This is a genomic window from Pseudomonas sp. (genome assembly GCF_051660785.1).
Lineage (GTDB): Bacteria > Pseudomonadota > Gammaproteobacteria > Pseudomonadales > Pseudomonadaceae > Aquipseudomonas.
The window spans coordinates 89,014-103,362 of record NZ_JBOFQE010000079.1; the positions used below are offsets into that span (position 1 = coordinate 89,014).

At 55.1% G+C, this 14,349-nt stretch carries 12 protein-coding genes; 5 read left to right on the forward strand and 7 right to left on the reverse strand.

Annotation, left to right across the window (positions count from 1 at the left end):
- Positions 1-233: 233 nt before the first annotated feature.
- The 6 genes from ACRC4F_RS21340 to acs all read right to left on the reverse strand — a co-directional run bounded on the left by ACRC4F_RS21340 (position 234) and on the right by acs (position 7,045).
- A complete protein-coding gene (locus ACRC4F_RS21340) occupies positions 234-998 on the reverse strand; it encodes an ABC transporter ATP-binding protein (protein ID WP_109634103.1) in 765 nt (254 codons plus the stop codon).
- A gap of 27 nt (positions 999-1,025) precedes the next feature.
- Positions 1,026-2,138 carry a M14 family metallopeptidase gene (locus ACRC4F_RS21345; RefSeq protein ID WP_438661117.1) on the reverse strand — a complete coding sequence of 371 codons (1,113 nt, stop codon included), beginning with the start codon at positions 2,136-2,138 and terminating at the stop codon, positions 1,026-1,028.
- A gap of 1 nt (position 2,139) precedes the next feature.
- Positions 2,140-2,838, reverse strand: a complete 699-nt coding sequence (locus tag ACRC4F_RS21350; RefSeq protein WP_438661118.1) for an ABC transporter permease — start codon at positions 2,836-2,838, stop codon at positions 2,140-2,142.
- Entirely contained in the window at positions 2,835-3,524 is a 690-nt protein-coding gene (locus tag ACRC4F_RS21355) for an ABC transporter permease (protein ID WP_010457254.1), read from the reverse strand. Before ACRC4F_RS21355 ends, ACRC4F_RS21350 begins: the two co-directional genes overlap by 4 nt.
- Positions 3,525-3,615: 91 nt before the next feature.
- Complete coding sequence (locus ACRC4F_RS21360; RefSeq protein WP_438661119.1) at positions 3,616-4,389, reverse strand: ABC transporter substrate-binding protein; 774 nt, start codon at positions 4,387-4,389, stop codon at positions 3,616-3,618.
- 700 nt (positions 4,390-5,089) lie between these two features.
- Positions 5,090-7,045, reverse strand: a complete 1,956-nt coding sequence (acs, locus tag ACRC4F_RS21365) for an acetate--CoA ligase (RefSeq protein WP_438661120.1) — start codon at positions 7,043-7,045, stop codon at positions 5,090-5,092.
- A 504-nt stretch (positions 7,046-7,549) separates the two neighbouring features.
- Here acs and ACRC4F_RS21370 point away from each other — a divergent pair.
- Both ACRC4F_RS21370 and ACRC4F_RS21375 read left to right on the forward strand, forming a co-directional pair.
- Complete coding sequence (locus ACRC4F_RS21370) at positions 7,550-7,813, forward strand: DUF2790 domain-containing protein (protein WP_438661121.1); 264 nt, start codon at positions 7,550-7,552, stop codon at positions 7,811-7,813.
- 539 nt (positions 7,814-8,352) lie between these two features.
- Complete coding sequence (locus ACRC4F_RS21375; RefSeq protein WP_084322765.1) at positions 8,353-9,603, forward strand: ribonucleotide-diphosphate reductase subunit beta; 1,251 nt, start codon at positions 8,353-8,355, stop codon at positions 9,601-9,603.
- A 105-nt stretch (positions 9,604-9,708) separates the two neighbouring features.
- On the opposite strand, the gene ACRC4F_RS21380 is transcribed toward ACRC4F_RS21375, so the two are convergent.
- Entirely contained in the window at positions 9,709-11,421 is a 1,713-nt protein-coding gene (locus ACRC4F_RS21380) for a DNA cytosine methyltransferase (RefSeq protein ID WP_438661122.1), read from the reverse strand.
- On the opposite strand from ACRC4F_RS21380, the gene ACRC4F_RS21385 reads away from it, so the two are divergent.
- The 3 genes from ACRC4F_RS21385 (at position 11,420) to ACRC4F_RS21395 (ending at position 14,283) form a co-directional block, all read left to right on the forward strand.
- The gene (locus ACRC4F_RS21385) at positions 11,420-11,917 is read left to right on the forward strand and encodes a very short patch repair endonuclease (protein ID WP_438661123.1); all 498 of its coding nucleotides are present in this window, start codon (positions 11,420-11,422) and stop codon (positions 11,915-11,917) included. The genes ACRC4F_RS21380 and ACRC4F_RS21385 overlap by 2 nt on opposite strands.
- A gap of 189 nt (positions 11,918-12,106) precedes the next feature.
- Positions 12,107-12,328 carry a hypothetical protein gene (locus tag ACRC4F_RS21390; protein WP_438661124.1) on the forward strand — a complete coding sequence of 74 codons (222 nt, stop codon included), beginning with the start codon at positions 12,107-12,109 and terminating at the stop codon, positions 12,326-12,328.
- A gap of 41 nt (positions 12,329-12,369) precedes the next feature.
- Entirely contained in the window at positions 12,370-14,283 is a 1,914-nt protein-coding gene (locus tag ACRC4F_RS21395) for a hypothetical protein (RefSeq protein WP_438661125.1), read from the forward strand.
- The last annotated feature ends 66 nt before the right edge of the window (positions 14,284-14,349 follow it).

The following is a 14,349-nucleotide window of genomic DNA, read 5'->3' on the forward strand; positions in this document are numbered from 1 at the left end:
GAAGCGAAAACAGTGATGAAGGCATGGGCCAATGCTAGCCCGTAAATGAACGCAAATCTCAAAACCAATGAAGATCAAACTGTGGGAGCTGGCCTGCCAGCGATGGCGGCGTGCCTGTGTCAGAGATGCAAACTGGCCCACCGCTATCGCTGGCAGGCCAGCTCCCACTGGGAACGGGGCCAGCCTTTAAGTTGCGAAGCATGCACTATCCCGGTGCGAAACGGGCGCTCGGTTTACTTCAGGCTGCCCGAGAGGAATTGTTGCAAACGCTCGGACTGTGGATTGACCAGCACTTCACGCGGGTTGCCGCTTTCTTCAACGACGCCTTTGTGCAGGAACACCAGCTGGTTCGACACTTCACGGGCGAAGCCCATTTCGTGCGTCACCACGACCATGGTCCGGCCTTCCAGCGCCAGGGCCTGCATGACTTTCAGTACGTCGCCAACCAGTTCCGGGTCGAGGGCGGAAGTCGGCTCATCGAACAGCATCACTTCAGGTTCCATCGCCAGCGCACGGGCAATCGCCACGCGCTGCTGTTCGCCGCCGGACATGTGGCCCGGGTACGCGTCTTTGCGATGCGCCACGCCGACCTTGTTCAGGTAATGCTCGGCTTTCTCGCGAGCTTCGGCCTTGGACATGCCCAGCACGTGGACCGGCGCTTCCATGATGTTTTCCAGCGCGGTCATGTGCGACCACAGGTTGAAATGCTGGAACACCATCGACAGGCGCGAACGCATGCGTTGCAACTGTTTCGGGTCGGCTGCTTTCATCGCGCCGTCCTTGTTCGCCACCAGCTTCAGCTCTTCGTTGTTGAGCAGAATCCGGCCTGCGTGCGGCTGCTCGAGCAGGTTGATGCAGCGCAGGAAGGTACTTTTGCCGGAGCCACTGGAGCCGATGATGCTGATCACATCGCCAGCCGCCGCTTTCAGGGACACGCCCTTGAGCACTTCGTGACTGCCATAGCGTTTATGCAGGTCTTGGACTTCAAGTTTGTACATGCGGTCGGTTCTCACAAAAACAGTCAGTCAGTCGTTGAGCAAGCGCCCGTGACGCAGCGCTTCGCGCCCCGCCACCTTGGCCAGCCAGAAACCGGGTTGGGCATAACGCAGCCGTTCAATGGCAAACAGCACCCCGGACGTACCAGCACACACCGTGCTGACCCGATCCGATAACGGATCGATCACTTCGAAAATCTCGTCGCCAGCTTCGATCCACTCACCGGGTTTACGCAGGAAACTGATCACGCCCGGATGCGGCGCGAACAGCAATTCGGTGCCTTCGAACGGCAGGCCTTCGCACGCTTCTTGCGCAGGTTTCGGCCATTCACCGCTGATCAAGCCTTGTTCGGCGAGGAACGCCAGAATGCCTTCGGCGTAAGCTTCAGCCTCCGCGCGACCGGTGTCGGCCTGACCACCCAGTTCAATGGTAGTCGCCAGGCAGGCCAGCGGAATTTGCGCTTCCGGAAACTGCCGCGACAGGCGCAGCCACGGCAGCGAGCAGGCCTCGTCAAAGGAACTGCCGCCGGAATCTTCTGCCAGCAACCCCACTTTCACGTTCAGGTGTGCGGCGAGCGAACGCCATTGCGGCCAGTGTTGCGGCAAGGCGTACATGTGCAGCGCCGCTTCGGCATCGCAATGCAAATCCAAAACCACATCAGCGGTGCAGGCGTGGCTGAGCAAGATGCGCTGCATGCCTTGCAACTGGCTGCTCGCTTCGGGCAATGCCGCCAGGTGATCGCTCATGGCCTGACGGATCAAGCGGATGTTTGCGTGTGGATCGTCACCCAGATGTCCATCGAGTCGGGCGGCCACTGGCGCGCTCAGCTCGACGAAATCGCGGTTGAAATTCTTGCCGCTGCCCGCTTCGAAACGCCCTTGATGGCTGCCCTGAAGCAATTGACCCAGGCCCAGTGGATTGGCCACCGGCACCAGTTCGATCACACCGTTGAGCAAGCCTTGGGCTTCGAGTTCGGTCAGGCGCTTTTTCAGCTCCCAGGCCGTGCGCATGCCCGGCAATTCATCGGCGTGGAGGCTGGCCTGGATGTAGGCCTTGCGCTCGCCACTACCGAAGCGGAACACCGAAATCTGGCGTTCGCTGCCCAGGTGGCTCCACGGCAATGAATGATCGATGCGTTCCATATCAGTGCTTCCGCGGGGCCAGATAGCCCAGCCAGCGGCGCTCGGCCAGTTTGAACAGCTTCACCAGAATGAAGGTCAGGCACAGGTAGAACACACCCGCCGTGATGTAGGCTTCGAACGGCAAGTAGAACTGAGCGTTGACCGTGCGCGCGGCGCCGGTGATGTCGATCAGTGTCACGATGGACGCCAGACTGGTGGTCTGCAGCATCATGATCACTTCGTTGCTGTACTGCGGCAGCGCCCGGCGCAGGGCCGACGGCAGCAGGATGCGCTTGTACATTTTGTAGCGCGACATGCCCATCGCCTTGGCCGCTTCGATCTCACCGTTCGGCGTGGCGCGCAGGCTGCCGGCGATGATTTCAGCGGTGTAGGCGCTGGTGTTGATCGCAAAGGCCAGACACGCGCAGAACGTCGCGCTGGACAGCCACGGCCACAGGAAGCTTTCACGCACCGCTTCAAATTGCGCCAGGCCGTAGTAGATCAAAAACAGCTGCACCAGCATCGGCGTGCCGCGGATCACGTAGGTGTAGAGCCAGGCCGTCATGTTGACGACGGCGTTCTTGGAGACGCGCATCAAGCCCAGTGGCAAGGCGCACAGCAGGCCGAAAAACAGCGACAGCGCGAGCAACTTGAGGGTGGTCACCAAGCCGCCGAAGTACAGCGGCAAGGCCTCCCAAATGACGTTGTAGTCGAAGATCATAGATCAGCCGCCCTTACGCCTACCGAGTAGCGCTTCTCAAGGTGACGCAATGCCAGCAACGAGACACTGGTGATCACCAGGTACATCGCGGCCACTGCGAGGAAGAAGGTGAAAGGCTCGCGGGTGGCATCTGCCGCCTGCTTGGCCTTGAACATCATGTCTTGCAGACCCACCACCGAAATCAGCGCGGTGGCCTTGGTCAGTACCAGCCAGTTATTGGTGAAGCCCGGAATCGCCAGGCGAATCATCTGCGGCACCAACACCCGGAAGAACACCTGAAAACTGCTCATGCCGTACGCCATGCCGGCTTCTGCCTGACCTTTGGGGATCGCCATGAAGGCGCCGCGGAAGGTTTCCGACAGGTACGCACCGAAGATGAAGCCCAGGGTGCCGATACCGGCGGCCAACGGGTTCAGGTCGATGTAGTCGTCAAAGCCAAGCATCGGCGCCACGCGGTTGAGCAGGTCCTGACCACCGTAGAAAATCAGCAGGATCAATACCAGATCGGGAATACCGCGGATCACCGTGGAGTACAGGTCGCCCAGCCAGGCCAGCCAGCGAACCGGCGACAGACGCAATGCAACGCCGATCAGACCCAGAAAGATGGCCAGGACCATGGAGGACAAGGCGAGCTGAAGCGTCAGCCATGCGCCATCGAGGATGACAGCCCCGTAGCCTTTCAACATGATTCAGGTCCTCGAATGTTGGGATGAAAAAATGGCGCAAACCTCAGAGATCCTGTTGCTTGCGCCATTTCGGACTTGTCGCCGGAGCGTATTACTTGCCGTAGATATCGAAGGCGAAGTATTTGTCCTGGATTTGCTTGTACTTGCCGTTCTCGCGAATGGCCGCGATGGCGGTGTTGATCTTGTCTTTCAGCGCGTCGCCCTTGCGAACCGCGATACCCACGCCGTCGCCGAAGTATTTGACGTCGGTGAACGCCGGGCCAACAAAGGCGAAACCTTTGCCAGCGTCGGTTTTCAGGAAACCGTCATCCAGCAGCGTAGCGTCTGCCACGGTGCCGTCGAGGCGGCCAGCGGCCACGTCGAGGTAGATTTCGTTCTGCGAACCGTAAGGCTTGATCTCGGCACCCAGCGGGGCCAGGACTTCGCGGGCGAAACGCTCGTGGATCGAACCACGTTGCACGCCGATGTTCTTGCCCTTCAGCTCAGCCAGGCCTTCGCTGACTTGAGTGCCAGCCTTCATGACCAGGCGTGCCGGGGTGTTGTAGTACTTGTTGGTGAAGTCCACGGATTTCTTGCGGTCTTCGGTGATCGACATGGACGACAGGATCGCGTCGATCTTGCGCACCTTGAGCGCCGGAATCAGACCGTCGAACTCTTGCTCGACCCACACGCACTTGACCTTCATCTCTTCGCACAGGGCGTTGCCGATGTCGTAGTCGAAACCCACGATGCTGCCGTCCGGTGCTTTGGAAGCGAACGGAGGGTAAGCCGCTTCGATACCGATTTTTACAGGCTTTTCATCGGCGAAGGTTGGCAGGGACAGCACGGACAGTGCCAGTGCGCCAAGCAGCACGAGTTTCTTCATGTTGGGACTCCATCGGTAAAGGGCTAAAACGGCAGAGTGAGCGACAGCCCAATATGCGAGTGAGTGGAACCGCAAAGCGGTGCTGCGTCGTAGGAATCGCGCGCTTTTTTCAACGCGAGCCACAACGAGCGAGTGATCGGCATTCTAACGACAGGCCCGAAGCCGATATTTCTTCAATGCGACAACTAATTACAGAAGCACCGAGAAAGCCGTTTGAGCGCGTTGACAGCCCTGCAAATTCATGCAAGAGCAAAAGACAGTGAACCGATCAATGCTGCAAATTGCGGGCCTATTATTGGCAAAGCCTTCTAATCCGGCAAGCGCAGCGTTATGTCTTATTTTTTGCGGGGGCTGGAGAGGCCCGCGGATGGGGCTTTGCGTTTCCCAATGCCCCGCCTTCGTGCGCGGGGTTACACATTCAGTTACTTGAAGGGTGGCGGGTAACAGTGGGAAAGCGCCTACAGATGAAGCCGATAATTATTGGGCGATGTTTATTTAGCGTCTGACTGATCGCCATCGCTAGCAGGCTAGCTCCCACAAAGGGAACTGCGCTCGATTCAAATTGCAAATCCACTGGAGATCCCTGTGGGAGCTAGCCTGCTAGCGATGAGGCCCGAACGGCCCCCACAAAAACCCCAGACAAAAAAAGCCCCATCCGGCGCAACACCGGATGGGGCTTTTACTGACTCAGAGGCGGCGGTTAAGCCACATTCATCGTCTTGTGCGTATCAATCAAATGCTGCACCACACCCGGATCCGCCAGGGTGGAAATATCCCCCAACCCGTCGTATTCGGCCGTCGCAATCTTGCGCAGAATCCGGCGCATGATCTTGCCCGAACGGGTTTTCGGCAGCCCTGGCGCCCACTGGATCACATCCGGCGAAGCAATCGGACCAATCTCCTTGCGCACCCAGTTTTTCAGCTCGAGACGCAGTTGCTCGTTCGGCTCTTCGCCACCGATCAGCGTGACGTAGACATAGATGCCCTGCCCCTTGATGTCATGCGGCACGCCTACCACGGCGGCCTCGGCGACTTTCGGGTGCGCAACCATTGCGCTTTCAATCTCTGCTGTGCCCATGCGGTGGCCGGACACGTTGAGTACGTCGTCCACACGCCCGGTGATCCAGTAGTAGCCATCCTCATCGCGACGAGCGCCGTCACCTGTGAAGTACATGCCACGGAAGGTCTTGAAGTAAGTATCGACGAAGCGGTCATGGTCGCCGTACAGCGTGCGCGCCTGGCCCGGCCACGAATCGAGAATCACCAGGTTGCCCTCGGCCACGCCTTCGAGGATGTTGCCCAGGTTGTCCACCAGTGCCGGCACCACGCCGAAGAACGGACGTGCCGCCGAACCCGGCTTGAGGCCGTGAGCGCCTGGCAGCGGGCTCATCATGTTGCCGCCGGTTTCGGTCTGCCACCAAGTGTCGACGATCGGGCAACGGGATTGGCCGACGTTCTTGTAGTACCAGTCCCACGCTTCCGGGTTGATCGGCTCACCGACCGAACCCAACAAGCGCAGGCTGCTGCCATCAGCGCCTTCAACAGCGGCTTTGCCTGACGCCATCATCGCGCGGATCGCAGTCGGCGCGGTGTAGAGGATGTTGACCTTGTGCTTGTCGACGATCTTCGCCACCCGGGTAATGTCCGGATAGTTCGGCACGCCTTCGAACAGCACGGTGGTCGCGCCGTTGGCCAGCGGGCCGTAGACGATGTAGGTGTGGCCGGTGACCCAGCCGACGTCGGCGGTGCACCAGTAGATTTCGCCCGGGCGGTAGTCGAACACGCGCTCGTGGGTCATGGCGGCGTAAAGCAGATAACCGCCGGTGGTGTGCTGCACGCCCTTAGGCTTGCCGGTGGAACCGGAGGTGTAAAGGATGAACAGCGCTTCTTCGGCGCCCATCTCTTTCGGCGCGCAGACACTGCCCGCCACTTTCATCAGGTCTTCAAACCAGATGTCGCGATGCTGGTTCCACTTGATGTCGCCACCGGTGCGCTTGCACACGATGACTTTCTGAATGCTGCTGGTTTCCGGGTTGGTCAGCGCGTCGTCGACGTTGGACTTGAGCGGGATCTTCTTGCCGGCACGAATGCCTTCGTCAGCGGTGATCACCACTTTGGATTTGCAGTCGATGATGCGACCGGCCAGGGCTTCCGGCGAGAAACCACCGAACACCACCGAGTGAATCGCGCCGATCCGGGTGCAAGCCAACATGGCGACCACGGCTTCGGGGATCATCGGCATATAGATAGTCACCACGTCGCCGCGGTGCACATCCTGGCCGCGCAAGGCGTTGGCGAACTTGCAGACTTGTTCGTGCAGCTCGCGGTAGGTGATGTTGCGGCTTTCGGAAGGGTCATCCCCTTCCCAGATGATTGCGATTTGATCGCCGCGCTCGGCCAGATGACGGTCGAGGCAGTTGTAGGAAACGTTCAGGGTGCCGTCGGCGAACCATTTGATGTCGACATGGTGATCGTCGAAGGAGGTTTGCTTCACCGTGGTGAAAGGTTTGATCCAGTCGAGGCGCTTGGCTTGCTCGCGCCAGAAGCCGTCAGGGTTGACGACCGACTGCTGGTACATGGCTTTGTAGGTTGCCTCGTCGGTCAGCGTGTTGGCTGCTACCTCGGGACGAACGGGATACAGAGAAGCCGCACTCATCTTTCTTACCTCGGTGGAATAGTTGTTTTTGTATGGCTCCAGTTGTAGCCGGGCCGGGCCTATAGAACCATTCGACGATGGTAGTAACAAGCCCCTACAAAATGTGGCTATACCTCGCCGATGCGCTCAAGAGCGGTGATTTCAGAGGCCTGATCGTTCCCACGCTCTGCGTGGGAATGCAGCCCGTGACGCTCCGCGTCACTGGACGCGGAGCGTCCCTTGAGGCATTCCCACGCCGAAGCGTGGGAACGATCATTGGCTTCATCAGCGAGCCAAAGGCCGCTTTTCGAGGATTGTTACGAAATCCGCCAAAGGTGTTTATCAAAACCCCACCTATATGAATGCCACCCCCACGCCTAAAATCCGCCTCGCCAACAAGGCACCGCGATTAACCAAGTTACAGCCCCCACGAAGGCCGTTAATCCAAAACTCTTTAATCAAGCTCCACACGCAACCCCAAAAAGGTTGCGTGACCCCATTCGACCTCTAAAAGGTAAAAACGAAATGAAAGCTTTATTAGTTCTGGTCCTCTCCAGCCTGTGCGCAACCGCCATGGCAGACGAGGTCCCGACTGATGTCGCACAGCAAAAACCAGCCATCGAGGAATACACTTACTCCACTCACCTGGACATCGCCAAAGTTGTCTCCATGAGTGAAATCCCCAATGTATGTGAAGTTGTTCCGATGAAAATGGAATACGACGACTCCCAAGGTCAACGCCACATCCTGCGCTACAGCATCATGGGTAACGGCTGCACCAACGGATGATCGTGACTGCACCGAATCGGACCCTTTCAGCTGATCGCTGACGGTCGATTCCAGCCCGACTCCGGTCGGGCTCAGTTGTGTTTTGAAGCGGTGAAACCCCTTGCAAAACACAAGATGTAGTGAAAAGCGCGGTTTTTGGCTGTTTTTTGAACAAATTCGATTCAGCGTCAAAATTAACGAAAAAAAATCTACAGCGGTCAAAGCCCTGTAATACCTCGGTTTGCTCCAAAAACCATCCCTTTCGGCCACTCCATGAGCCGATTCGCCGCACCACGCCGGCAAAAATTTCCTTATAATGCCGCCTTAAACGGGCCTGCAATATTCCCTTACAGGGACGAAAGCCAGTCTGAAGCCCCGCAGAAGCGTTTGTCGCTCGCTGCGCCCATCAGAGGCTCTCGGAACCCCGTACAAAATTATGTTTATTTGCCTGCGTGTACCGCTGCAAAAAACGCTATCCAACGCGGCCAGTACGGCCGTGTGAAAAACAACCAATCAGTTTTCACACGGGCATCTGGCCCTCACGCAGGAGACGACACGTCATGCTGAGCTGGGACGAATTCGACAAAGAAGACAGCGGCGAGACCGTGGTAAAAGGCGCCAACGCCGGCCACGCGACTGAAGCCAACATGGACCGACTCGACACCGCTGGTGGTGTCGCCGCTCAAGAAGCTCGCGCCGTTACCGCGACCGACTCTGCCGCAATCGCCCGTGCCAAAGCTGCCCTCGACAACCTCGACATCGCCGAAGGCCTCGCCGAACTCGAAGGCGCCTCCGCCCGCGTCGCCGTCGACGAAAAGCGCATGATCAACTGCCGCGCCGACCTCAACCAACTCGTACCCTTCAAGTACGACTGGGCCTGGCAGAAATACCTGGACGGTTGCGCAAACCACTGGATGCCGCAAGAAGTCAACATGACCGCCGACATCGCCCTCTGGAAAGACCCGGAAGGCCTGACCGACGACGAGCGCCGCATCGTCATGCGCAACCTCGGCTTCTTCTCCACCGCCGACTCCCTGGTTGCCAACAACCTGGTCCTGGCCGTGTACCGCCTGATCACCAACCCGGAATGCCGCCAGTACATCCTGCGCCAGGCTTTCGAGGAAGCGATCCACACACACGCCTACCAGTACTGCATCGAATCGTTGGCCATGGATGAAGGCGAGATCTTCAACATGTACCACGAGATCCCATCGGTCGCGAAAAAAGCTACCTGGGGTCTCAAATACACCCGTTCGATCTCCGATCCGAAGTTCGAAACCGGCACCGTCGAAACCGACAAAGAACTGCTGCGCAACCTGATCGCCTACTACTGCGTTCTGGAAGGCATCTTCTTCTACTGCGGCTTCACCCAGATCCTCTCCATGGGCCGCCGCAACAAAATGACCGGCGTCGCCGAGCAGTTCCAGTACATCCTGCGCGACGAATCCATGCACCTGAACTTCGGCATCGACGTGATCAACCAGATCAAAATCGAAAACCCGCACTTGTGGGATGCTGAGATGAAGGAAGAAGCGAGCCAGATGATTCTGCAGGGGACTCAGCTGGAGATTGAATACGCGCGTGACACCATGCCTCGCGGGGTGTTGGGGATGAATGCGGCGATGATGGAGGACTATCTGAAGTTCATCGCTAACCGTCGTCTTTCGCAGATTGGTTTGAAAGAAGAGTATCCAGGGACGACTAACCCGTTCCCTTGGATGAGCGAGATTATGGACTTGAAGAAAGAGAAGAATTTCTTTGAGACTCGGGTTATTGAGTATCAGACTGGTGGGGCGTTGAGCTGGGATTGATCCTTGGATTTATTAGCGACTTGCTAATCACCATTTAATAGAAAAAACTAAAAAGCCCCGATCTAATCGGGGCTTTTTAGTTTCAGCCGCCAGTCTTCAAACAAACTAGGCGTAGTTTTCCTCGCCCTTCACTTCTTCAGCAGCGCGTTGATCGTAATCCCTCACCTTATTGAACAAGATGCCAAACACAACCTTCGAGATTTTTGACGCCAGCAATGGGGGCACCGCGTTTCCAACTTGGTGAAACTGGTCGGTCCTACTACCTTGAAAAAAATAGTTATCTGGAAATGTCTGGATGCGCGCTGCTTCCCTTACAGACAAACTCCGACACTGAGTCGGATCATAATGAATAAAGTAGTGCCCATCCTTGGAAATGTGACTTGTAATGGTTGTGGCGTACCGATCTTCAACTTGCACTCTAAATCGATCGCTAAACTTCCCTGACTTCCAGTTCTTATGATCAGGCGCTAGCCCCTCTAGGAAGAACCCCTCATGCCCTTTAGGAGAAGAACCATTAAGCTTTGCGTAGACCGCGGCAAATAGGTATCTACGTAGATCCGTCGGCATATGTCCGCGGCATTCATGATTTAGCCAATAGTCTAAATTTTTGTCTAAATACCATTTGTCCAAGCTCGAACTGTCGGTCGAGCCAACGTCCTTTGCATCCTTTCTTTTGACCCTTTTTCCACCAGGGCTCACCGGCACTTCAGGACCTTCGAAAGCTTCAGACAGATCTTGAAGCCCACCCCAGAGCTTTGTGTTGACAGGATCAGTCTGGCTCTTAAGATAATCCAGCTGCTCCGTTACAACATCAATCCAGCCTGCTTGGCTGTCCGCTGTTTTTGACAAACCACTGCGAAGTCTCGGTAGGTTGTGTAGCACCTGACCTACAGATACTTTCGACTCTGTGTTTTTATTAGTAGCCATTTTTACCCAGTCATTCGACCCTGGGAGACTATCTGTAGCAATCCCCAAAAGGATGACCCGATGCCTAGCTTGGGGAATACCGTAATCTTCCGCCCTAATAATGAAAGCTTTCGGATCAATATTTTCTACATCCTCACCAGGACCAAAAGAACTGCCTGTTACTAGCGAGTAGATACGATATTGCTTACCCGCCCCCCCCTCAGTAAGAGCTTGGCCGGGGTCTGAAAGATCCTTCAGAATATTAGAAAATATCCGCTCATTATTAACCTTAGAGGAAAGGATACCCTTTACATTTTCCATCACGAACATTGTGGGCTGCCTCTCCCGAATGATTCGCAAGTATTCCTTGTAGAGAAAATGTCGGTGGTCATTCTCCGCTTTGTAGTCGGCCTTGGACTGGTTCCGAGCACGACCCACGATTGAATATGCCTGACATGGAGGTCCACCGATCAGCACCCATGGTCGCTTGTCGTTTAGTTTGTTTTTCAAAACCTCATCTAGAGTTGCATTACCTTCGTCACTTCCAAGAGTGATGCATTGAGCCTCCTCTCCCGCCAATTCCCACAAGTACTTCGTATCAACAGATGGCTTAAAAGTGTCGGGAGCATTGGGATCGTTGCAAAAATTGTAGTATTCGAAAAGCAGATCTGGTCTTTGCTTTTTGAGCAACCGATAGAACGCCCGTAGCCGAAGGGTTTGCCACGCCTTGGGGTCTTTTTCAGCAGAGATGACGATTTCAAAGCAATCACCCTCGCCGGACGAAGTAAAACCCTCGCCAAGCCCTCCAGGGCCTGCAAAGAGATCTACGACCTGGATCGGCTCATTGAGAAATCCGATAGGCTCAGGGGTCACATCTTCTGGAAGATTCAGATTTATCTGGGAGTCATTCATGGACATAGTCAGCAAAGAAGTCAGGTCTCGCATGATGGCTGGCATCCGTGGTAGCGACACATCTCCGGAAATAAAAGTCCGGCGCATGCTGCATCGGTATGGTTTCCGGTATCGCTTACACCAACGGAATCTACCTGGAAAACCCGATCTGGTGCTATCACGCTATCGGGTCTGTATTTTTGTTCATGGCTGTTTCTGGCACAGACATGCTGGCTGCCGCTATGCGACCACTCCAAGAACCAACGACGAATTCTGGCGAATAAAGTTTGACCAGAACGTTGCCAGAGATGCCAAGAACAAGAAGAGCCTGCTGGCATCGGGGTGGCGCGTTTTCGAATTATGGGAGTGCGGTATACGTGGACCAGAAACCGAGATGAACTGGATTTTGGATGCGATCAGGGATTGTAATCAAAAATTTGTCTCTTGGCCTGACCTCATTACTGGTACAGCTTCAGATTTTCGCAGATCAGCCAAGCCCGACCGAAACGACGGTTAGGTCCCGACTACCATTTCTCACCAACGTCACCTTCCCGAAACTGCTTAACAGCGCCCACCAACGCCCCCTTTGCGATGCAGCTATCCCCATCCCCTCCAAAAAAAACTTGACCAAACCTCAAACATTATCTAAATATTCACGAAACATTTCGGAAATATCCTGTTTTCTTGTAAGATTTTTGGAGCCTCAATGTCGGAAAAAAGAGAAAAATTTGTAAGATTGGCAGAGCAGCGTGTAAATCGTGCTCTCAACGACATCCGTCTGATCGGAAACCTTTCCAATCGAAGCGCCTACAGCTTTACAGATGAAGACATAAAAAAGATCTTCAAGACTCTACAGAAAGAACTGGATCAAGCAAAAATGCGCTTCTCTGACGCCGAAAATGCCGCTGGTGGCGACTTCAAGCTCTAGCAGTAATTGTTCTGGATCTACTACGAATAGGGGAATTGATTGTGGCTCATTGGCAGTTCCGCCCGCTGAATCCGAACGAGACTTCGGGGTCTAGCATTTCAGATGACAATTTCGCGGATGAAGAGCGAACCAGCGTTGAAATCCTCGTCCGTGAAACTCTGCAGAATCCATTGGATGCGCGAAGCACCGAAAGCGTTGTTCGCGTTGAATACAAGCTGGTCACGGTGGACTTGGCCACCACAAAGTTTGCTCGATCCATCTTTTCAGACGATTGGATCAAGCACTTCCTGGCCGGCGAACTGATAGAGAGCGATGCTCTCCCTACCGAGATGACGTTTCTTGTCATCGAGGATTTCGGAACGACCGGTCTGGAGGGGTGCTACACGGACTCCTCATGTGAGGGCTCGACTGAAAACTGGAATGCATTCTGGTTCCGCGAAGGTGAAGGCGCGAAAACAACAAAATCCAATGGTGGCGCTGGTCAAGGAAAAATCACCTTGTACTTGGCTAGCAAGTTGCGGAGCGTTTTTGCCCTAACTAAGCGCAAATCAGATGACATCGAACTTCTCTTCGGCTGCTGCCGCTTCAAACGTAACTACAAGCTGCCCAACGATAAAAGTCGCTGGGCAAAGGAAGCAAGGTGGGGAGCAATCAGTGACCCGAACGAACTGGCTGTCCCCATTGACAAAACTCAGATACTTGACGGAATTAAGGCCGAACTCGGACTAGCAAGGGGAGCTGAAGCCGGAACAACCTTCATTGTCCCAATGCCGGCGGCGGACATCACGGAAAAGGCGCTGCGTAATGCGGTAGTCAACGAGTTCTTTTTCGCCATCAATCGTGGTCGTCTAGTGGTGAAAGTCGGTAATGTTACTTTGGATACGTCAAGTATCGCCGACGTGGCGAGTAACATGGGAGGGGATTGCCGGCTGACCAAGAGTTACCGCGATTTTCTCGCGCTAACTGCGAAGGATGCGGATGAAGCAGTCACTGCCACGACAAAAGATTCGTGGTCGAGAGAAGCGCGATTGACAGCAGGAGCATTCGAGGAATCTGAGCTGACATCTTTGAAGGAAAAATTCAGCAACTCCGAAATGGTTTCGGTGGATTTCCTCATTCCCGTCAAAAAGAAACAACCGAAAGAAATTTCAACCGCAAAGTTCCGAGTTTTCCTCCAGCAAGACGAAAACGCAGAGCAGAGCCAAGAGTTGTTCGTTCGGCAAGACTTAGGAATCGACGGCGAAAAGAGATTGAAGGCGGCACGCATCATCGTCCCCGTGATGGCTCTTACCTTCATTCAGGATCCCAAGCTTTCCGATTTGCTAGTGGCCGCCGAAGAACCGACCCATCGCAACTGGAATGCTAAGCGGCCGAAAGTGGTGGCTCAATACTTTTCCCCCAATGATGCGCTGAATGCGGTTCGCAATGCAGCGCTTCGACTAGTGCAACTGATTTCACCGGAAGGCAAGAAGGATGACGCAGCTTTGGCTATTTATTTCGCCGATCCGGCATCCGAACCTGAGAAACGTTTAGGCGGCGGTGGGGTTATGCCGGACACACCAAAGGGTGAACAACAACCACCGAAAGAAATTCCGAAGCCAAAACCCAAACCTGTCGTACTCAAGATTCTTGATGAAGGATTCGAGGTTCGTGCGAAAGCAGCGGAAGGATTCAATTTCCCGATTGACTGCAAAATTACTCTGGCCTACGCCACCGTGGTGGGAGACGCATTCAAGCTGTGGGATGCCGCCGACTTCTGGATCGGTGATGAATCTTTGTATCCACGCAGCCACTCAGGGATTTCCGAGCCTACCACTACACTTAATACGATGAGCTTCCGCTTGGACGATGAAAACTCTTGGCTGTCAGTCGCCGGTTTTGATCTCAACCGCCAGCTTGAAATCCGCGTGAAGTACCAGGAGGTATCCGATGGGGCAGATAACGAGGACAACTAATCCCACCCGGTTAAGACAGATCGACAAGAAGCTATTCGTGGTACGAGTTAGGAATGAGTCCTCCGA